General features: G+C 57.2%; 32 protein-coding genes. 6 read left to right on the forward strand and 26 right to left on the reverse strand.

Annotation, left to right across the window (positions count from 1 at the left end; genetic code table 11):
* Nucleotides 1-13: 13 nt before the first annotated feature.
* From CKALI_RS11225 to CKALI_RS11290, 13 genes are all read right to left on the reverse strand, one after another.
* Complete coding sequence (locus tag CKALI_RS11225) at nt 14-1,429, reverse strand: phage portal protein (RefSeq protein ID WP_156193433.1); 1,416 nt, start codon at nt 1,427-1,429, stop codon at nt 14-16.
* Nucleotides 1,426-3,063, reverse strand: coding sequence for a terminase (locus CKALI_RS11230; RefSeq protein WP_156193434.1), 1,638 nt, complete (start codon nt 3,061-3,063; stop codon nt 1,426-1,428). The genes CKALI_RS11225 and CKALI_RS11230 overlap by 4 nt, the downstream gene beginning before the upstream one ends.
* Nucleotides 3,064-3,066: 3 nt before the next feature.
* Nucleotides 3,067-3,504: a phage terminase small subunit gene (locus CKALI_RS11235; protein WP_156193435.1), complete on the reverse strand. Its 438-nt coding sequence runs from the start codon at nt 3,502-3,504 to the stop codon at nt 3,067-3,069.
* A 10-nt stretch (nt 3,505-3,514) separates the two neighbouring features.
* Entirely contained in the window at nt 3,515-4,096 is a 582-nt protein-coding gene (locus CKALI_RS11240; RefSeq protein ID WP_231580466.1) for a hypothetical protein, read from the reverse strand.
* A gap of 258 nt (nt 4,097-4,354) precedes the next feature.
* Nucleotides 4,355-4,651, reverse strand: a complete 297-nt coding sequence (locus CKALI_RS12375) for an HNH endonuclease (protein WP_156193436.1) — start codon at nt 4,649-4,651, stop codon at nt 4,355-4,357.
* Nucleotides 4,648-4,851, reverse strand: a complete 204-nt coding sequence (locus CKALI_RS11250) for a hypothetical protein (protein ID WP_156193437.1) — start codon at nt 4,849-4,851, stop codon at nt 4,648-4,650. The genes CKALI_RS12375 and CKALI_RS11250 overlap by 4 nt, the downstream gene beginning before the upstream one ends.
* Nucleotides 4,852-4,853: 2 nt before the next feature.
* A complete protein-coding gene (locus CKALI_RS11255) occupies nt 4,854-5,087 on the reverse strand; it encodes a hypothetical protein (protein WP_156193438.1) in 234 nt (77 codons plus the stop codon).
* A 301-nt stretch (nt 5,088-5,388) separates the two neighbouring features.
* Complete coding sequence (locus CKALI_RS11260; protein WP_156193439.1) at nt 5,389-6,108, reverse strand: hypothetical protein; 720 nt, start codon at nt 6,106-6,108, stop codon at nt 5,389-5,391.
* On the reverse strand, nt 6,075-7,406 hold the full coding sequence (locus CKALI_RS11265; RefSeq protein ID WP_156193440.1) for an HNH endonuclease: 1,332 nt from the start codon (nt 7,404-7,406) through the stop codon (nt 6,075-6,077). The genes CKALI_RS11260 and CKALI_RS11265 overlap by 34 nt, the downstream gene beginning before the upstream one ends.
* 32 nt (nt 7,407-7,438) lie before the next feature.
* The gene (locus CKALI_RS11270; RefSeq protein ID WP_156193441.1) at nt 7,439-7,786 is read right to left on the reverse strand and encodes a hypothetical protein; all 348 of its coding nucleotides are present in this window, start codon (nt 7,784-7,786) and stop codon (nt 7,439-7,441) included.
* A gap of 415 nt (nt 7,787-8,201) precedes the next feature.
* Nucleotides 8,202-8,960: a hypothetical protein gene (locus CKALI_RS11280; RefSeq protein WP_156193443.1), complete on the reverse strand. Its 759-nt coding sequence runs from the start codon at nt 8,958-8,960 to the stop codon at nt 8,202-8,204.
* Between the two features lie 150 nt (nt 8,961-9,110).
* A complete protein-coding gene (locus tag CKALI_RS11285) occupies nt 9,111-9,368 on the reverse strand; it encodes a hypothetical protein (protein WP_156193444.1) in 258 nt (85 codons plus the stop codon).
* On the reverse strand, nt 9,365-9,682 hold the full coding sequence (locus tag CKALI_RS11290; protein ID WP_156193445.1) for a hypothetical protein: 318 nt from the start codon (nt 9,680-9,682) through the stop codon (nt 9,365-9,367). Before CKALI_RS11290 ends, CKALI_RS11285 begins: the two co-directional genes overlap by 4 nt.
* On the opposite strand from CKALI_RS11290, the gene CKALI_RS11295 reads away from it, so the two are divergent.
* On the forward strand, nt 9,681-9,932 hold the full coding sequence (locus tag CKALI_RS11295) for a hypothetical protein (RefSeq protein WP_156193446.1): 252 nt from the start codon (nt 9,681-9,683) through the stop codon (nt 9,930-9,932). The genes CKALI_RS11290 and CKALI_RS11295 overlap by 2 nt on opposite strands.
* Before the next feature lie 13 nt (nt 9,933-9,945).
* On the opposite strand, the gene CKALI_RS11300 is transcribed toward CKALI_RS11295, so the two are convergent.
* The 9 genes from CKALI_RS11300 to CKALI_RS12310 form a co-directional block, all read right to left on the reverse strand.
* Nucleotides 9,946-10,263 carry a hypothetical protein gene (locus CKALI_RS11300; protein ID WP_156193447.1) on the reverse strand — a complete coding sequence of 106 codons (318 nt, stop codon included), beginning with the start codon at nt 10,261-10,263 and terminating at the stop codon, nt 9,946-9,948.
* Nucleotides 10,257-10,499, reverse strand: coding sequence for a hypothetical protein (locus tag CKALI_RS11305; protein ID WP_156193448.1), 243 nt, complete (start codon nt 10,497-10,499; stop codon nt 10,257-10,259). The genes CKALI_RS11300 and CKALI_RS11305 overlap by 7 nt, the downstream gene beginning before the upstream one ends.
* Nucleotides 10,496-10,771, reverse strand: coding sequence for a glutaredoxin family protein (locus CKALI_RS11310; RefSeq protein WP_156193449.1), 276 nt, complete (start codon nt 10,769-10,771; stop codon nt 10,496-10,498). Before CKALI_RS11310 ends, CKALI_RS11305 begins: the two co-directional genes overlap by 4 nt.
* Nucleotides 10,762-10,995 (reverse strand): hypothetical protein, encoded by a 234-nt coding sequence (locus CKALI_RS11315; RefSeq protein WP_156193450.1) that lies wholly within the window; start codon nt 10,993-10,995, stop codon nt 10,762-10,764. The genes CKALI_RS11310 and CKALI_RS11315 overlap by 10 nt, the downstream gene beginning before the upstream one ends.
* Entirely contained in the window at nt 10,992-11,153 is a 162-nt protein-coding gene (locus CKALI_RS11320) for a hypothetical protein (RefSeq protein ID WP_156193451.1), read from the reverse strand. Before CKALI_RS11320 ends, CKALI_RS11315 begins: the two co-directional genes overlap by 4 nt.
* Nucleotides 11,150-11,353, reverse strand: a complete 204-nt coding sequence (locus CKALI_RS11325) for a helix-turn-helix domain-containing protein (protein ID WP_156193452.1) — start codon at nt 11,351-11,353, stop codon at nt 11,150-11,152. The genes CKALI_RS11320 and CKALI_RS11325 overlap by 4 nt, the downstream gene beginning before the upstream one ends.
* Nucleotides 11,344-11,601 (reverse strand): hypothetical protein, encoded by a 258-nt coding sequence (locus CKALI_RS11330; protein ID WP_156193453.1) that lies wholly within the window; start codon nt 11,599-11,601, stop codon nt 11,344-11,346. The genes CKALI_RS11325 and CKALI_RS11330 overlap by 10 nt, the downstream gene beginning before the upstream one ends.
* 63 nt (nt 11,602-11,664) lie before the next feature.
* Entirely contained in the window at nt 11,665-12,444 is a 780-nt protein-coding gene (locus CKALI_RS11335; RefSeq protein WP_156193454.1) for a phage antirepressor KilAC domain-containing protein, read from the reverse strand.
* Between the two features lie 15 nt (nt 12,445-12,459).
* Complete coding sequence (locus CKALI_RS12310) at nt 12,460-12,588, reverse strand: hypothetical protein (RefSeq protein ID WP_269076353.1); 129 nt, start codon at nt 12,586-12,588, stop codon at nt 12,460-12,462.
* Between the two features lie 288 nt (nt 12,589-12,876).
* On the opposite strand from CKALI_RS12310, the gene CKALI_RS11340 reads away from it, so the two are divergent.
* Nucleotides 12,877-13,122 carry a hypothetical protein gene (locus CKALI_RS11340; protein ID WP_156193455.1) on the forward strand — a complete coding sequence of 82 codons (246 nt, stop codon included), beginning with the start codon at nt 12,877-12,879 and terminating at the stop codon, nt 13,120-13,122.
* 296 nt (nt 13,123-13,418) lie between these two features.
* Here CKALI_RS11340 and CKALI_RS11345 read toward each other — a convergent pair whose 3' ends face one another.
* The 4 genes from CKALI_RS11345 to CKALI_RS11360 are packed head-to-tail and all read right to left on the reverse strand — an operon-like array spanning nt 13,419 to nt 14,765.
* Entirely contained in the window at nt 13,419-14,072 is a 654-nt protein-coding gene (locus tag CKALI_RS11345) for a hypothetical protein (RefSeq protein WP_156193456.1), read from the reverse strand.
* A 29-nt stretch (nt 14,073-14,101) separates the two neighbouring features.
* Entirely contained in the window at nt 14,102-14,254 is a 153-nt protein-coding gene (locus tag CKALI_RS11350; RefSeq protein WP_156193457.1) for a hypothetical protein, read from the reverse strand.
* A 33-nt stretch (nt 14,255-14,287) separates the two neighbouring features.
* Complete coding sequence (locus tag CKALI_RS11355) at nt 14,288-14,485, reverse strand: hypothetical protein (RefSeq protein ID WP_156193458.1); 198 nt, start codon at nt 14,483-14,485, stop codon at nt 14,288-14,290.
* Between the two features lie 31 nt (nt 14,486-14,516).
* Entirely contained in the window at nt 14,517-14,765 is a 249-nt protein-coding gene (locus CKALI_RS11360; protein ID WP_197079701.1) for a helix-turn-helix domain-containing protein, read from the reverse strand.
* Between the two features lie 77 nt (nt 14,766-14,842).
* Between CKALI_RS11360 and CKALI_RS11365 the strand changes: the two genes are divergently transcribed.
* The 4 genes from CKALI_RS11365 to CKALI_RS12220 are packed head-to-tail and all read left to right on the forward strand — an operon-like array spanning nt 14,843 to nt 17,378.
* Nucleotides 14,843-15,295 (forward strand): helix-turn-helix domain-containing protein, encoded by a 453-nt coding sequence (locus CKALI_RS11365; protein ID WP_156193460.1) that lies wholly within the window; start codon nt 14,843-14,845, stop codon nt 15,293-15,295.
* Nucleotides 15,296-15,303: 8 nt separating this feature from the next.
* Entirely contained in the window at nt 15,304-16,374 is a 1,071-nt protein-coding gene (gene rhuM / locus CKALI_RS11370; RefSeq protein ID WP_156193461.1) for a RhuM family protein, read from the forward strand.
* 2 nt (nt 16,375-16,376) lie between these two features.
* The gene (locus tag CKALI_RS11375; protein ID WP_156193462.1) at nt 16,377-16,790 is read left to right on the forward strand and encodes an ImmA/IrrE family metallo-endopeptidase; all 414 of its coding nucleotides are present in this window, start codon (nt 16,377-16,379) and stop codon (nt 16,788-16,790) included.
* Between the two features lie 21 nt (nt 16,791-16,811).
* Nucleotides 16,812-17,378 (forward strand): membrane lipoprotein lipid attachment site-containing protein, encoded by a 567-nt coding sequence (locus tag CKALI_RS12220; protein WP_197079702.1) that lies wholly within the window; start codon nt 16,812-16,814, stop codon nt 17,376-17,378.
* Nucleotides 17,379-17,396: the final 18 nt, after the last annotated feature.

Raw genomic sequence — 17,396 nt, forward strand, 5'->3', positions numbered from 1 at the left:
TCCCTATGGCCTGCTAGAAGATTCCCGGCGCGGCGCCGCCAGGGTCAGTCGCTGGCGGTACCAGACGGTTCGAGTACTTCTCTTTGATTCGCGCGATGCGTTCTGAAGTAAACCCTGGGATGTCTTCCCACAGTGCTTCCGGTGGGACTCCGAGCATGGTAGCGAGCTTTCCGAGGCCGTCGACCGTTTGGGCGAAAGATCGTGCAGTGGCGTCGCGCCACTTCACCTCAGCACCAAAGTCGGCGGCTTCCTCCGTATCCCCGGAAACATGCGCACACAGGCGCAAGAGCTGCTCGTAGGATTCACCCAACGACGTCTGAATCTCGGCCGCTTTGCGGTCCTTCGCGGACTCCATGGCAGCGAGGCCATCAGCCGAGATGTTCGAGATCGCATTGGCACCCAAAGACTGAGCTGGTACCTGGGCAATAGCAGCAAGGTCACGGACACTGGCCTGGCGAGAGTCAATGTAGCGAGTCAGGTCGGATTCATCGAACTGGCCGATCTTCGTTTTCGCTCCATCTGCGTTGATGAACCAGGTATCTTGGGCCTTCATCTTGAGACCTTCGTAATCACTATCGGGAGCCCAACCGACAACGTATCTCTGTTTGAATGCTGCGACATACTGGGTAATTCCCATTTCATAGGCCGTGCGATCGATACGAGCCTGCAAGCCCATCAATGGCTCAATCATGCCACCGTGGTACTCACCGTTCAGCAACCAGCGGTCTCGAAACCGCACGACCGGGGCCGCTCCGGCGCGATGCTCTCGACGTTCAATGAGCTTGAGATTTGAAAGCCCAGAGAATTCCTTTTCTTTCCAGGCAAGTGGATCGATGGGAAGCTTGTGTGCACCGAGGTAGTAAACGGCTTCTTCGTCGTAGAGTTTCAGACGGTTGCCTTTGATCTCCAATGCAATGATCGGCCACTCCGACGAGACACCCGACTCGCCTGGCCATGCATGCGCCTCGCCATAGACTGCCGTCATTTGTCGCGGGGATACTCCACTGATGACCGGGGAGATCTCGTTTCCCTTAGGATCGGAAGACGTCACGACTGCAAAAGAAGCGCCATACTGCATCGCTGCACGGGTGATCCCTGTTTGAGCCGCATCCATGGAATTACGCTGCCAATGCTGCCACGCCCGCGCTGTCTCCTGATTGCCGGAGAAGTAGTTGTCGACCTTCATCGACTGCGAGAATGTGTCCAGTACCAGCGGCAGAAACAGCGCTTGGGAGTCCTTCGCCAGTCCAACCAGTCTGCGGGTCATCTTTGCATTTGATCCGTTTTCGCGTTGAATGTCGAAGCGCTGCGAGGCGTCCTCGTCCGTCCACGGACGCATAGCGGCGTCGATCTTGTCGAAGCGTGCACGCTCCGAGCCGTGCTGGTCGAGCAGCATACGCGCCGCGTCGAGAACCTGCTTCTCGTTCATACAAACACCGCCCTTCCGTCGTACTTGTGAGTCTTTTCTGCTTGCTCTAGGTAAATCCGGCGCACCATACGAGCACCGATCATGCACACTGCCGCGTCGATCTTCTTCGCCGAGTTCGGAGACTCCTTACGCACCGAGACCCCATAGCGGTTCTGAGCACGCATGGCATTACGCACATGGTCTGTAAGCTCCACCGACCCGTCATGGGTGAAAGCATGCTCCAGGATCTCCCGCTCGGTGAGCTCACAAGCCCTGGTGAAGTCGAACGTCTTCGAGCGCATGTCCCACGCGATGGCCTCCATTCGGTTTCCAGACGGCACAGCCCACACCTCCAACTGGTCCTTGTACCGCTCAGGCCACGTGACCTTCGTGAAACTCTCCCACTCACGGACGTCTCCGAAGAACGCGGGAATCTCCCACGTATCGAACGCGGCCTGCACAGCTGCGTCCACGGCCAAGACATCGATCCGGTTATCGTCATCGTGGCTGTTGTGCGGATCCCACACACCGATCTGAAAGACGTGACCCGACTCGACCTCACAACCAACCAGCGCTGTGGTGTCTCGCGAGAGCGAGCCATCGAAGAACATCACGATCTGCGTGCCTGGTGCAGGCCGCTGACCGAAGCGCGCCATCTGAGCCCAGTCCTTCGGATCAGCCCAAGCATTGAGATCAGCAGTCGGCCAGTTCAAGAACTTGCGCTTCGAATCATCTGGACGCGCGTTCTTCGTCCAGATACGCGACATGATCGAGTCAATATCAACCCAAGGGCAATCTGCGTACACGAACTCGAGCCCGGCGCGCAGTGAGTCTGGGTCGGCGAGGTCGGTGTCAGGTGGCGCTTGGACGGCGTCCATGAGGATTTCTCGTTCTGCTTTGGAACGGCCGTTGTATTGCTCGGCCCATGCCTCGAAAATTTCCTCTGCGACGGTGTCCATGCCTGGTTTCCAGGCGTTCATGGTTCCGAGCATGCGGGAGCCGGTTTTTGCGAGGTTGTCCATGAGGGTCGCGTGGAGCTCTGTGCCGCCGTTGGCTGGTGTCCAGTGTTCGAGCTCGTCGGCGACGATGAACGTTGCTTCGCCGCCTTCAGCGGTTGCTGCTGAGGATGTGATGACTTCGAGTTTGCGGTCGGAGTCGGCGTTGATTTGAGTCTTGCCGACGTCTAGGTCGTAGTCCTGGTGGATTCTGGGGTTCTTCTTTTTGTTGACCATGGCGCGGATCATGCGCATGGTGTTCTTGGTCTGGCTCTCAGAGACTGCCGAAATCTGTACCCAGGCCATGGGGACCGGTTTGCCGAAGCACCCACCGGGAAGGTCTGGGTCGAAGCCGGCGAATCTTACCGGTGCCAGGAACTCGATCAGTGCGAGGGCCGCTGCGAACGGTGTCTTGCCGGATCCTTTCGCGAGGCGTCGGTGAGCTTCGCCAAAGAGCCAGTTGCCGTTTTCGTCGACTGCATAGAACCAGAGGATGAATCTTGCTTGGCGTTTGCGGAACTTCCACGGCAGCCCGGCGCGCTGGCCGTTGGGGTGGATGAGGTAGCGGGCTGACCATGCGAGTGCTTCCCAGCCGAGTGTGAGCTTTGGGAGTCCTGGTGGGAGGGTGTCGAGAATGTCGGCGGCGGATTGTTTCGCCAAGGGTTAGTCTCCCTCCTGGAACTCCTCTCGGTAGGCAGCGAGGACGGATACGGTGGCTGACTTGTCGGTGTCGTCGATTTCCTTGGTGTTGTGGAGTTCGACGCGGAGACGCCTGCGTGCTCCTTCGGTGGTCATGAGGTTGTCTGCTCTGGAGAAGATCACGTCCATCATGCCGGCCCGTGGGCCGTGCTCACGCTTCATCTCCAGCGAGATCAGCAAGGCGACCATTCTGGCTTCTTGCCAGTCGGACTCCTGATAGAACTGGGCTTGACCTGAGCGCTTGAGAGAGCGGAACCAGTTCTTGGCGTAGATGTGCCAGGTGCGGTCTTCGGTCGGAGGTGTGGCGACGTGCTTGCCGAATGCGACGACGGTGCTGACACCGTCGGTGTCCTTGTTCCTGCGGCGTCGTTGGTCGCTGCGCTTGGGGATCGGACCGGGCATGTCTCACCTCCTAGGTCGGAATGTCCCCCGCTCTAGCGAGGGCATTGAGTTTCTTTACTGCCGGCTCCAGGTCGACGAGGCGTCCCGGCCGATAGATGTTCTCCGTGGTTCGAATGAAGCGGGCTCGCGAATAGACCTCCGCGTGGCCACGCCTGCGCCCTGGCGCTTCGGGCAGCAACCCGAAGACGTGAAGCCCACGCCCGCTCATCGAGCGCTCCACGACAGCTCCTGGCGCGGCGTTGATGATCTCACTCGCCCACGGAGCAAGCTGGCCACGCCCGTTGATGCAGTGGTCAAGGTCAATGCAGGCGATCCCGCCGCCGAGCATGATGCCGTGAGGGCGGGAGCTTACCTGCTCGTACGAGCCCCACGTTGATGCGTCCGTCGAAGAGGCAGGAGCGCCGCAGGCCGTGACCGGACGCTTTCCATCTGCGACTGTCCAGCGGTCGAGCTGGCGCATGCGCGCGGGCAGCTGCTGCTTGCACCGGCGTCGGTAGGCGCGCTGCCGGCACTTGCCGGAGCAGTAGCGAGCAGAGGGCCCGGAGACCTTGATCTCCAGGCGTTCCCCGCACTGCTCACAACAACTCGACATGCCTTCACCCTATCAAAAACGTTACGGGTTAGATACTTCTAGCTGGCACTATATTCACTTTCGAGAAACCATAACCCACATGCCGGCTAGGAGGCTGTGGAGCCACCTGCAAAACCCCAGGTCACACACCCTGACAGGCAAGTTCGATTTTCAAAAACACCCTTTGACCTGCAAAAACCCTCAAACCCGTACAAGATGTCAGGCGCTATCGGTCTCGGGCTCGGATTTCGGTCGGCGAGGGTCCTCCCCCACCCCGGCTCACACTTTCAGACCCGGATGCGGTTTCTGTGGCAGGCGACGGCGCTCATTTCGACGCCTGATCCCCTCGATCTTCTCGGCTTGTGTCTTTGGTGCGTGGCACCTGGAGCAAAGCGTCTGGAGGTTGCTCTCATCGTCAGTCCCGCCGAAAGCAACGGCCGTGATGTGATCGACCTCGAAGGGACCGGCCTTAGTTCCACACCGCTGACACGTGTACCGGTCACGCCGCAGAATCTTGAGTCGAAGCCACGAAGGCAAATAGGCGCGCTTAGTGTTCCACTTCGTGCCGTCGGTCATGACAGCGCCGGCTCGATCGGTGGGACGTGCCCACGCTCTCGGTACTCGCGACCGTCGAGGCTGTGGTGAACGATCAGCCAACCCACTTGGCCATCGTCTTCCACGACACGCTCGATACGCGGACCGCATACGCAATGGTTCGTGTTCAGATCGTGCTTGATGTAGTCGTTGTTCGGCACAACGTGCAGCATCTGTTCCATGGCTAGCCTCTTCCTGCTGGGTTCTTTCCCTTGCGCTCGCCGGGCCAGATCCCAAACACTGCCTTGAAGTACTCCGACGCCAAGCCCGCCGCCTGCGCGGGGCTCATGTGTTTCGAGAGCAATGCGCGAAGAGTAGTCCACGGATGCGGAGACTCGGCCCATCTGGCCAAACCCTCACCCTTCGTCCAATAGATCTTCAGCTTCTCGCCACGAAGATCACCAGGCGTCGTATCCATGAGCCACCTCCTTCGGTAGTTCCCTTGGCCGGGTTCGAACCAGCACCACCTGCTACGCCCCAAGGGGAACATTGAAAGTTGAAAGCAGGGGATCCACATGTACAAGGGATTACGTCGGTGCGCTCGGCACGCTCGCACCATGTCCCACTAGCTGCCTATCGTCGGGATCAACGCCCACGCAGCAAGATGTCGATAACGCAGGGAGGAGAGCACCCTGCTGCGATCAAGCTTTAGCCCTAACTGCCCAGGCCGATCACGCGAGAGAAGCAAAAATTCCCGAGCCGGAAGGCCCAGGAATTCGCTAAAGCGAGCGTAGCATACCGGGGTGCGAAGGTCGGGATTTTCTTAGCCTTGACCTGCCCAAACGATACCTATCCCGCGCTACTGCAAACACTTCTTTGGGATAGACCTCCCACGTGCCAAGCTCACCAACATCGGCCGTGATGATCCCCCGCTTCGCCCAGTCCGAAACGGTTCGGTCGCTGACCGGTACGCCCCGGGATTCGCACAATCGCGCTGCCTGCCGAGCCGAACACGGCTGATCAAACCGAGCTACAGCCCGTGGCTCGTCCGAACCAAGCGACGGCAACCTCTTAGACAGCGGCGGATCAACGAGATCACGAATCGTGCGCGCCTCCGCCACCACCTCCTCAAGACAATCCGACGCCCACTCGCACACGCGCACCGACTCCAGCTCCAGGCGCAACCATCTGGTTCGCACAGCAAGCGACTTCTCACTCGGCACCGGCAGCCCCAACGAATCCGACAAACACGAACACCAACCAAACACAACCGCCTCAGCATGATCCTTGATATCCAGCACAGGGATCACCACCGGAGGCTTCGACTTCCCCTTCGTCGCAGTCACACCCGCATTCGATCCAGACGGAGGAACCGAAGGAACCATCAAATCATCGAGATAACCAGCAAGACCCTCAATCTCTAACAAAGCCTTTTCAAGAATAAACACTTCATCCTGGGTAAGCATCACCGCTTCTTCCTCCGACTTCGAATAGTCCAAGAACCTTTACGCTTCCTTCCCTCACCGTCTGCAGTACCAGCCCGACCCGACCCGTCCCGTCCCGACCCGGAAAATCCAGATCTTGCACACTGGTGATCTGCCGGATCTGACTTATTCGGCAGATTATCTGCCGGATCTGGCAGATCCATTGTTTCCGCTGGTCTAGGCGAAATCTTGTGTAAGGGTTCGTCGTGTCCTTCGTCGAGTGCACGCAGCCCCGACCCGCGGGCCGCAGATGAATAAGCGTCAGCCAACCCGCGTGCCACCGTTTCCGGTGAGGGGTCAAAGCGGTCGCTCACAACTTCAGACGTCAGTGCCAGATCGCATTCCGACTGAGACACACGGGCACTGGCGGCAGCTGGTGACTGCGCTGTCCCTCGGACTGTGTCGCTGGATTGGCCGACCCCACGTGCCACCGTTTCCGGTGAGGGGGACAATGCCGTGTCTTCAGGTGCTACGCGGGGTGCACGCGCCGCTGGGTGCGGCGGAGTCCCACGGTCCGTAGCTTCATCTGCGCGGGGATCTATGTCAGGCTCGCGCAATTCAACTTGGTACAACGCTGGCTGGGCGACATGCTTGGCATGGCAAGGAGCTACTTGGCCAGGAGGAATGTCCTTACTCCGCTTGGTTACAAGTGTAATTCCGTGCTGTTGCGCCCATGGGTGAGAATTGATCCACTCAATCGTGGAATCTGAATAGTAGGGTTCTTCTGGGACAGGATATGGCGGAAGAATACGGTCGGCCGTTGGATCGTTCCCGCGTTTTGCATTACAGGACCCACATGCGACGACCATCGTTTCCAAAGTCCCAGCTTCACCAGGGACTCGATGATCATAAGTGCCGGCAATCTTTCCCTTACGCGCAGTCCACTTCACCACACTTCCGCAGTAGCGACAGGCGTCCCCATCGCGAAGACGGATCTGGATCGTGAGCGCAGGATCACCGTTATCAGCCTTGCGCTGTTTCTCCCACTCGAGCTCCTCCTGGAGCCGCATGTGGATGAACTCCGGGTCTTCCATGATCTTCCATTGGCGACGACCCTCGATGTCGATGGGCTGCATGAGACCAGCGAACTCGCAGACGCCCAAAAGATCACGGACACGACTCGGCCCTGCAATGACTGTGGCCGTGCCGAAGTCCACCACGTAGTCAGTGATGAAACCGGCGGCCTGGGTGGCACACCGTACGAGGAAACCAAAGGTCTCATTCAAGAGTCGTTCGTCGAAATCAACGTACTCGACGACGCCCAAGAGTCGCGGGTGCATTGCTGCGGTATCTCCGAGTCTCAACCACGGCATGTCCTTTGTCTCCTCACTGATTCATCGATACTTCACTGCTGCCTGCCACGGTCTGGGCCACGGCAGCGCACGTTCTTTGCTTCCACGCGACGCCTGCGGAATCGATGCTCCCGATTCCGCGCACCATGACGCCCAGGAACCCGCGCCAGTCTGTCTGCAGGTTCAGCAGATCTAAAGGCGTGGCGTCGCGACCGCTCAACCCAGAACGGCTCCGGTTTACGCGACGTGACCTCCAGCGCATCGTGGACAACCCTCAAAGCCTCGGCCACCTGCCGATAAGCCTCAGCGATCTCTTCCGCAATGATTGCGAACGCCCGCTGGATCGCGCGCCAATCGCAAATGATCTGCTCTCGCTTTGCAGATTCAACACTTTGTTCCATTGACCTTCTTCCTCCTTTCCCAACAACGACGACACAAATGATCCGCATACTCACGCACTGCATCACCGGGAATCTGTTGAGCACTCCGCGGGCTCAAGCGTCGGTGGCACCCACGGCAGACCCGCCGAGAGCGATACTCAGGCCGCACTCCCGCGACGACACCATCGATCTCAACTCCCTCAATCTGGAGCTCAAGAAAACGCTGTTTACATACATCCAGCACCGGACATCGACGGCACAACGTCACTGCCTTTACGTGGCGCTTGGCCACGGAGGGTGCTTTCTCTTTGTCAACACCGGACTCCCACAACGTCGGATGAACACCTTCGTCATCGCGCGGGCGAGGCCGATACGCCGGTTGACGGCAGGTAGCCCGCTCAAACTCGATCCCAATAAAGATTCCCGCGTCCATGGCCTACGTCGCCGCCATCGGTTTCGCGGACACAGTCACGACGCGCAACTTCTGCGGCGCTGCCTCTTGGTCCTCCACAACCAACTCGGGTTGCAACGGATCCATGATGGACTGATCTTGCTTCTTCTTTGGCACAAGAGAAACCGATTGGAAACGATCCATGCTGACGAAAACCCGCGCATCCGCATTACGCGGATTGATGCCGCGGGCTGGCATCGACTCCAATGACAGCGCCTTCGCCACGGCTTTAAGTGCATCAAGCTGAGTCGGAGTGAAGGCCACAATCCCACTGTCAGCTACATCGGTCGTGCTAATTGTCTGCGGGATATCTGGAAACTGGTGTTCGGGGCCGATCCGATTAACCCGCAGTCGCTTAAGACCTAGGCCCAGACCGGACTCGTCGGAGAGCTCGATCCACTCAGATGCAATCATCATTCCCAGTAGCTGCGGCTCGTCCGCGTCATGAGCTGTGACCACTGGAGCGCACACCTTGACGATCTCTTTCGCTTCACGCAATGAGATAGTGACGACGTCATCTTCGTCGTTCTGCAGGTCGCACAGCTCAATACTCACCTCCACCGCACCCATGTGTTGCAGGTTTGCAGCAGTGACAAACAGCCCACTATCCGTCAGCCGGAGTTGAATCACCGAGAACTGAGTGAGCTTAGGATCCGCGATAGCAATCATTGCGCGCAACGCCTGAATGAACTCCAGAGCATAGACAATGACCGTCGATCGCACCGGCATCCGTTCCGTCTTCATGCCTGCCGCCTTTCAAATGCAATAGGTAACTCGGGTTGGTTCTCGCCAGGCGCCGGTGACCGATCAGGGTTCTCGATCCACATGAACAAAGAAATCTTTCGTTGCTCTGTGAGGGATTCCCACCACCGATTCGCCTCGATGACGGAGGGACTACTCACGTTTGTTTTCCTCAGTTTCGTCACGTCGATCAGCAAAATTGAGCAGGCTAGCGGCCATCATGCGGAGCTCCGCCGACGTCACCTCGGGAATCCCCAAAAAGGATGAAGGCTCGGCGTTGAAAAACACCACGATCTTGGCTTCGGCAGGCTTGAGCCCCAGCAAGACATGAGCTTTGAAAATCGCTGCCAAACAATCAGCCAAGGCGACCTTGATCCGGTCCTGCAGCAACTGAGCAGGTGATGGTTTCATTTCCGTCGCTTCCTTCGAAGAAGTTGTTCCTTGATATGTGGCGGGCACCCCTTGACATCCCCACGAGGAATCGCCGTGCAGGACGCCACATGAGGCAGCCACAACAGCTCGCCGTCTGCGCGGGCCTGCTTCTGCTCCGCGCGAGTTAACGGGTAAGCCCTGACTTCCCTGACCCCGGCCTCCAGGTCGAAAGACTTCTTCAATCTGTAGGTGCCATCGGCATCAGGTGAAATCATCAGGGCCAGCCAAGCGCCGTTGATGGTCTTGACCCACTTGATGGGCTGACCGCAGTCCTTGCAGTGTTTAGCCGGCATGACACAACTCCTTCCTGGCCTCGCGCATAGGAATGTGCCCTGGGTCTGCCTTGCGCCGAAGCTTGTCGGCGTCACCGACCGGGGTGCCCGTATGCGCGCCGCCCCATCTACCGACGGCACCGAGCAGCGGGTAATCGTCAAGCGACTCTCCACCCCGGCAGCGATGCTCTGCGAGGTGGTTGTAGCAGCACTTGCACAGGCCCCGGGCTTCATGAACCTTCATGTTCTGGCAGCGCAAGCACACGGTTAGCCGGCGACCACGCTTATGCTTTCCCATTCGACGCCTCAGCTTCCTTGAGAGCGGGCTCAGCCCAATCCAGAATCCGAAGCAACGTGTTGGCCTGGGCACCCATTTCATGCGATTCTTTCCACGGCTTCGCCCACCTCCGGGCAATATGAACGCTGACGAACCTGCGACCTCCAATCGTCAGGAATCGGTAGACCTGATCACCCGGCACCATGAAGCGCGGGATGATCGACGCCAAGTCACCAACTTCGACATGCGCGGTACCGCGATAACGAGCAAGGCCGACGCGATGTCCTGACACAGGTTCGACGATGCGATGGGTTTTGGTCAGCATGCTCCATCCTCCAAGACACCGAAAGATCGCACTTCGTTCCAAGGAATCCGCTGAGGATTGTGGACGGTGGCATCATTGATCGGCACCGACTTCTTGTTCAGCCACGGATAGATGTGCCACACCCTGCCGGACATGTCCTCGACCTTGTTGCACCCGTGGTCCTTTAACAAAAGTTCTAACGCCTTAACGTCATCGGGCTCCTGGCCGCTCATATCAATCAAAGGCCGGTACGTCACGATGCCACCTCCTGATCCTTGGCAAGAAAAGCAAGGGCTTCCAAATCACCGGAGCGGTTGCCAGTCATGTAATGCGGCTGCTCATCGGCATGAACTTCAACGAAAGGCAAGCTTTCGTCAAGATCGAGTTCTTTTACTTTGGCCATGATGAAGTCCCGATGGCTATCGGCGTCTTGCTCGGTGAACATGATCTCCGCCTTCGTCAGAAATCGCTTTACGTGCCGGCAAGCAACACATGTCGGCCGACCATAAACTACTGCTCTCAACGACATGTCTGCTCCTGCTTCCCGATCTGAATAATCTCGCTTTGGTCCTCAGTCACCAGACGCATCGTGGCGCCATCGACCATTAATCTGAGTGCGTTGACAATCTCTCGGGCTTCCTTTGCCCCGCTGATGTTCGACAACCGCGAATCCCACATCACGGTGAGCGTCGCCTGGAGCTCATCGATGCAATCATCGACTTCAGCTTCGAGGTCCTTTTCTTGGTCGATCATTGAGGAATCACCCCAAACCATTCGCCGATGATGAGACAGCCCATCGCTCCCCACAACGCCACGCCGAGGGCACCGAAATACCAGTCTGGCAACCCGGGCTTCGGATCGTAAACGCTGACTACTCGGGCGAGATCCAGCAAGTCGTTATCCCACGTCATGCCGTCGCCTGCTTCCGAAGGAAGTTGTCTAGATCTTTTGGGTCAATCCGAATGTGGTGGTTCTTAGCCTTGCTTGCGCCTGGGAGGCGCTTTCGTGAAGGCAGAATTCCTTGCCGGCAAAACTTCCGAATCGTCCACTCGCTATAGCCTGAGATTTCAGCAGCCTTTGCCACTGAAATAAGCTGCGTGGTTACGCCCATGGTCGCTCCTCCATCTCCGTTGCGAATGCGGCAGCCGTAATGGATTCGGCGAGAACATCCGCGGCCTGCTTGAATGCCTGATCTAGGAAGGTGTCCACACGATGGAGTTGCCGAGAATCAAGGTCGTACTCGGATTCGAGCGTTCCCATGATCCCTTCCTGGGATTCTGCAAGGTTCACGCCGATCAAGTCGCGGATCGACCACTCTGGCGTGACGCCTTTCTTTGGTGCTATCGTCTGCTTAGACATTGAATTTCCTTTCATTGTTTTCTGGCCGGGTGTTGCACCACCCGGCTTTTCATTTGCCGGTGGCTAGATGATTGAGAGCTGGCTGCCAACCGCGAGACGATCGCGAAGCGCTTCGATTCCTTTAGGTGTGACCCGAAGCGTTGGCGCTGCTTGCTCCCACTCCTCGGTTCGCGAATTGAAGAATGGTTTCCCGAACTTTGCGACCAGGCGCCCGTTGTCCACATGACGTTGGTACGGCTCCCAGTGCGCACGCCGGCCACTGCCCGCCCGAAAGATCCAGCCAATTTCTTCCATGAAGTCAAAGAGTCGTTGGCGCCCGATCGAGATATCCGGATCCCTCGACAAGACCTTCGCTGCTTCGCTGACGGACAAGTCACCTCCCACAGAGGCGAGATTCGCCCACGCCGCAGCTTTGGGTTCCAGTTCACGGATCCGATCTTCACGTTCGGCCAAAACCTTTTGTGCTTCTAGTACTGCTGCTGCCATGAGCTCGTGACCCGACAGAGGTTTCTCGACGACCGAATAGGATCCCGTTCGACGAATCGAAGGCAGTACCTCGGTGGTGATCCATCGGCGGAAGGCCCGCGCCCGATCTGAGTTGGCTCTCACGATTGCCGTGTATAAGCCGGACTCGTTCACCGTGGTCATGGTTTGGGCTCCGCCTGGGGTACGCACTTTTGCGTACCCTTTGTCTTCGTCATCGACTCCCCGAAACATGGTGTTCGCGTCGCGGTATTCGAGGACCCGGGCGATGTCAGCCGCCACCCACATCGGTTCGCCGAAATCGTCGGAGATGATCCGTACCTGGTTCCCTCGAAAGTCGAGCAGTTGGACTTCACTCATGGCTGCACCTTTTCGCTAGAAGCGCCAGAACTGTTCGAACGTCCGGCGATCAACTGGGCGGTTGATGATCCACCAATCGATGCCGAGGCTAAGCACCAACAGCACCAGCAGTGCGACCGTGCCTGCGATTAACCAACTCAACATTTTCTTTCTCCTCAAGTTCTCTTCCGGTTGCGATCTTCTCGATCGTGTTGATTGCTGATGCCAAGCGAAGCTGGTCCCTCTGGCTCCAGCCCTCTTGGTCTTTGCCCCGTTTTAACCACCGCACGCCCTGCCGAAGCAGTGCCGCCGCGACGGATCGTTTTCGATGTACTCCCATTGGTCTTCCTTTCTTGTGCTGGTGCTCGCGTGGCTTCCCCTCCGCACGAGCGGTGATTCAGTTGTTGTGTTTCACTTCTTCTAGGGACGCTTCCCTGGAGAGCGAGGTGATTGATGATGAGTGAGCAGGATGAGCGCCCCGATGCATACAGCACTGCCGATGTGGAGTTTGCGCTTCGCCGGGACGGTCTGGACTTGTCGGCGGACTTGGTTGTGAAGCTCGCCGAGGTTCGAAAGAAGGCTCTCGATGCGGTTGAAGTGGGGCCAGCGCGAGCGCTGTTCTTGTACATTGACGGTGCAACTCATGCAGTTGTTGATGCCATGGCGCGGTTGGAGCGTCGGTTTAACTCCGCTGACTGATCCAGGTCGGTAGGCCCATCGGGCTTCTGACGGTATGCCGAGCCGCTCGACGAGGGATTTCTCCGGTGTTGCATGACTGGTGGCTTCTCGTGATTCCGCGTTAGAGGCCACCGGTCTTGATTTCGCAACGTCATGCATTTGAAGCACTAACCGGATGTACTGGAGATCTGAATCTGCCAGGTCCTTCGCAGCCTTACCTCCCAATGTTTTCAATAGGTTGTGCCGTAATTGGGTGAGAATGCCGAGGGCTACGGGACCATCGCCCGTGGGTAAATTGAATTCCCTAATCCACGGCATTAGATGACCCCAAAATCGATGCCTCGATGTACGAGCAGCAAAGCCACATGCGCCGTGTCCGGATTCCCAGGCGATTCCTGCGGCGCCACGGCCTGTTCCTGCACTTTCCGCAGACGTCGCAGCGCAGACACCGCAACATCGATAGCGTGCTCTAGTCGCTTGCGAGCCACCTTGTATGTAATGCGTGCTTTGCCCAATGCCCCGTCGTCGCTCTTACCGGTTGCAAGCAGATCAACGTAGCTGTCCGAAGTTTCGATATAGCGCTGGACGGCGAGCGTCAGCTCGGCATCCGCGACTCGGTGAGCACCCTCGGCTAGTCGCAGATTGGCTTCGGCCAATTTGTCCATGATTGTCTCTTTCCTGTTTGCTTTTCGACGCCCTACGCCGCGGTATCCGGCGCATAGCTCTTGGTGTTGTGCTTCACTTCTTCTAGGGACACTTCCCTGGAAAGTGAGGTGAGTTAGTTGGATATCAAGCTGTATTACTGCGGTGAGACGTTTGTGCTCCGAGAGAGCACTCGGAACACGGATGTCATCGACCAGCTCCGCCGGGGTAGTTTTCCTGGTCTGGTTACTTTGGATTTGCTCAAGACGGAATTGATCGTGAATTTGTCCGAGAATGTTGAGTTCTGCGTCCGTGGCGATAAGTTCCATGACCCGAAACCACCTAGGGCTGTTTTTGTTTAAGGCCCTGGAGCAATCAAGGTGTTCATCGCATGTGTGACTGGCTTGACAAGCTCTTGCGCGATGAACAATTTCGGCTTTTCGTCGGCGATGTGGATAGTTACGCCATTCTCATCGCCGTCGATAACCACGTTTTCAATCTGAATTCGCATTTCCCTTCTCCTTCCTGTTTGCCTGTCGACGCCCTAGGCCGCCGGTTCGAGCAGAGCGGCGAAGTAGCCTTCTCGCTTTGCGATCAGCGCCTGGCGCTGAGCGACAAGCTGATCGATCCACGCGAGATCGCGGTTCTCCTCGGCGAGCAGTCGGCAAATCTCGTCGGCTAAGCCGTCGATCTCTAGAGCCAGCCGGTCGAGATCAAGATCGGTGTCTACTTCGTTCGCCATGGTGTTTTCCTTCCTGTTTGCTTGTCGACGCCTAGGCGGCAGTGCCCGGCGCGGTTGTGGTTCGTTTCAGTAGCTGGACGATTCCCACTCCGAGAAACTCAGACACTGCTCCGAGTTCGTCGATGGTGAACGGGCGTTGTCCCTTTACACTTCGCCGCATTGTCGAAACTGGGATTCCGACATAATCGGCAACCTGGTTGATGGTCTTTTCCTGCCTGGCAAGTTCAGCTCTCACCTCAACCGCCACTGCCTCCGATCTGGACTTTAGTTCATTTGGCATATTTTCAAAGTAGTTCATTTGAACTATTTCGTCAAGTTCAATTGCACTTTTTTAGCCACTGGGGAATAATTGCCTGCATGAGCACTAAAAAACGAGTGTCTGTAGACGCGCTCGGAAAGGCGGTTGCACGCCAGCTAAATGCGCGGAAAGCGCATCAGGGCCTGACGCAGGCCCAAATTGAAAGCGCTACTGGAATTTCTCAAAGCCAGCTTTCCAAGCAACTACGCGGTTTCCGGGCCATAACAATCGACGAGTTCGAATCAATTTGTTCCGTCTTGAATATCTCGATGTTCGACGTTTTGGACGCCGCAGAACGCGAAATTAAACCCAATAGGAAAGCGGAGGAGTCCGTCGAAAAGCACCAGAACGATCTTGATGCCCGGCGCGCTCAGCGTGCGGTGGTGGCTGATGTGCCGGCGGCTGAGGTGCGTGAGTTGTCGGATGATGAGATCGTCGCTCGGATTAATTCGGGCGAGTTTAAGGTTGCCGCGCAGAAGCGGACTGAGCCGATTGAAGAGAGCTGGAGCTAGGGGCTGAAATGAAGGATCCAGAGATTCACCATGACTCGCTAGGCGAGTTCGTCATTTACAACACCGATGATGGCCGCGCAGAAGTGCAACTGCGCCTGATTGATGGCACTGTGTGGATGACGCAGAGGCAAATGGCTGAGCTGTTTGACGTCACCAGGGCAAGCATTAGCGCTCATTTGATCAATATTTACGAAGAAGGTGACTTGACCAGGGATCGAACTGTCAAGAATTTCTTGACAGTTCGATCTGAAGGCGATCGAGATATCCGGCGCCAAATGGATCACTATGATCTCGATGCGATCATGGCCGTTGGTTTCCGAGTCCGCGGGCCACGTGGTGGGCAATTCCGGAGATGGGCTACTGAAGTTCTGAAGGAATACCTCATCAAGGGTTTCGTGCTCAATGATGAAAAATTGAAGGACCCTCGTGGAGTTGACTACTTTGATGAGCTTCTCGAGCGGATTCGGGATATCCGTTCGAGTGAGGCTCGCTTGTATCTTGAGCTGCGGAGAATTGTCTCGCTGGCGGATGACTATGACAAGGACTCCCCTCGCACTCAGGGAATCTACGCGTCGATTCAGGACAAGCTGCACTATGCGATCACAGGTTTAACGGCCAGCGAAATTATCGCGACGCGCAGTGACGCAGCGGCTGACAATCTGGGCCTTACGAGCTGGAAGGGAAAGAAGGTCACGAAGCGCGATGTCACCGTGGCCAAAAATTATCTCACCAATAAGGAGCTCAGGCATCTTAATCTCTTGGTCAGCCAGTTCCTTGACTACGCCCAACTCCAGGCAGAGAGCCGGAAGATTATTCACATGCGCGACTGGCTGGCGAAGACTGATCGGTTCATCGAATTCAACGAACGCGAACCGCTCAAGGATCATGGCCGGATTACGCGAGCTGCAGCCAATGAGCTTGCCCAGCAGCGCTACGACCTTTTCAAGGCTCGGCGCAAACAAGACGAAGATGCCGAGCTGGAAGCCGAGTTCATCGCCTCTTTCGCAGAACTAGACAGGCGGCTACTACAAGACCGAAAGCGCCTGCAGCCTCGCAATCTTGCCAAGGAGCAGGGCTAATCATGTCTGTGGTTGAGAACCGCTTGGAAGCTCGTCTTGACGAGCTAGGCGTGTCGCTCGTGGAGCGGTCGGATCTGCGGGTGGATTTGAATGCGTGCTACCACGATGAGACGCGCTCGATCGTGGTGCGGTGGGGTTTGGATCCGGTGACGCGTCGGTGTGCGATCGCGCATGAGTTAGGGCATGCGGAGTTCGGCCATGATTGCTCGTCGCCGCGGGCGGAGCGGGACGCTGATGAGTACGCGGCCCGTCTGCTTATTGACTACTCGGATGTTGAGCGGATCGCTTACGAGTCCGGATGGTCGCCACCGGAGATCTGCGCGGAGCTCGGTGTCACACCAGCGTTGTTCGACGTATGGAGCCGGCTATATGCGGCCGGGAAAATCGACGTCAACGACTGGTGTCGGATCTACTAACAACTAAAAGAAAGAAAGCACATGAAAAAGGTTCTATTCGCCATCTCTGCCGCGGCGCTTTTGACGGCGTGCGGTTCAAGCAACGATGCCCCAGCACCGGCAACCGTGACAGTTACTGCGCCGGCGCCGTCGACAAGCACACCAACACCTACCCCAACCTCAAGTACTCCGACGCCGACTAGTGAAGCACTGCCTCAAGGTGCAACGGCTGGGTTTGAAGGATCCCAAGACGTTGTTGACTCTGGTGTTCCGATCGCAGCTAATGGCAAAGGCATCAAGAAGTGCAACGAAGCTATTCCAGGCCTGACGATGTTCACGGATGACACAATCGGCTACTCGGCATACTGCGAGAACTTGTATCCAGAAGTTCCGGAACCTCCCGTGGAGACTCAACCTACAACCGAGATGAGAGATCTCAGCAAGATCCCTGTCGCTGACGGTGGTACGTGTCCTGCTGCAATCTGCGGTTACGGGCACGATGCTAACGGCAAGCCAAACCCATCATCTGGCGAAATCCAGAAGTGGTGGATGGACTGCATCGCGACTCACAGCGACGCCTACTGCCGCGCAAATGACCCATACCGCTAGGAACTTAGGAGCCACGCA

The sequence above is a fragment of the Corynebacterium kalinowskii genome (assembly GCF_009734385.1).
Classification (GTDB): domain Bacteria; phylum Actinomycetota; class Actinomycetes; order Mycobacteriales; family Mycobacteriaceae; genus Corynebacterium; species Corynebacterium kalinowskii.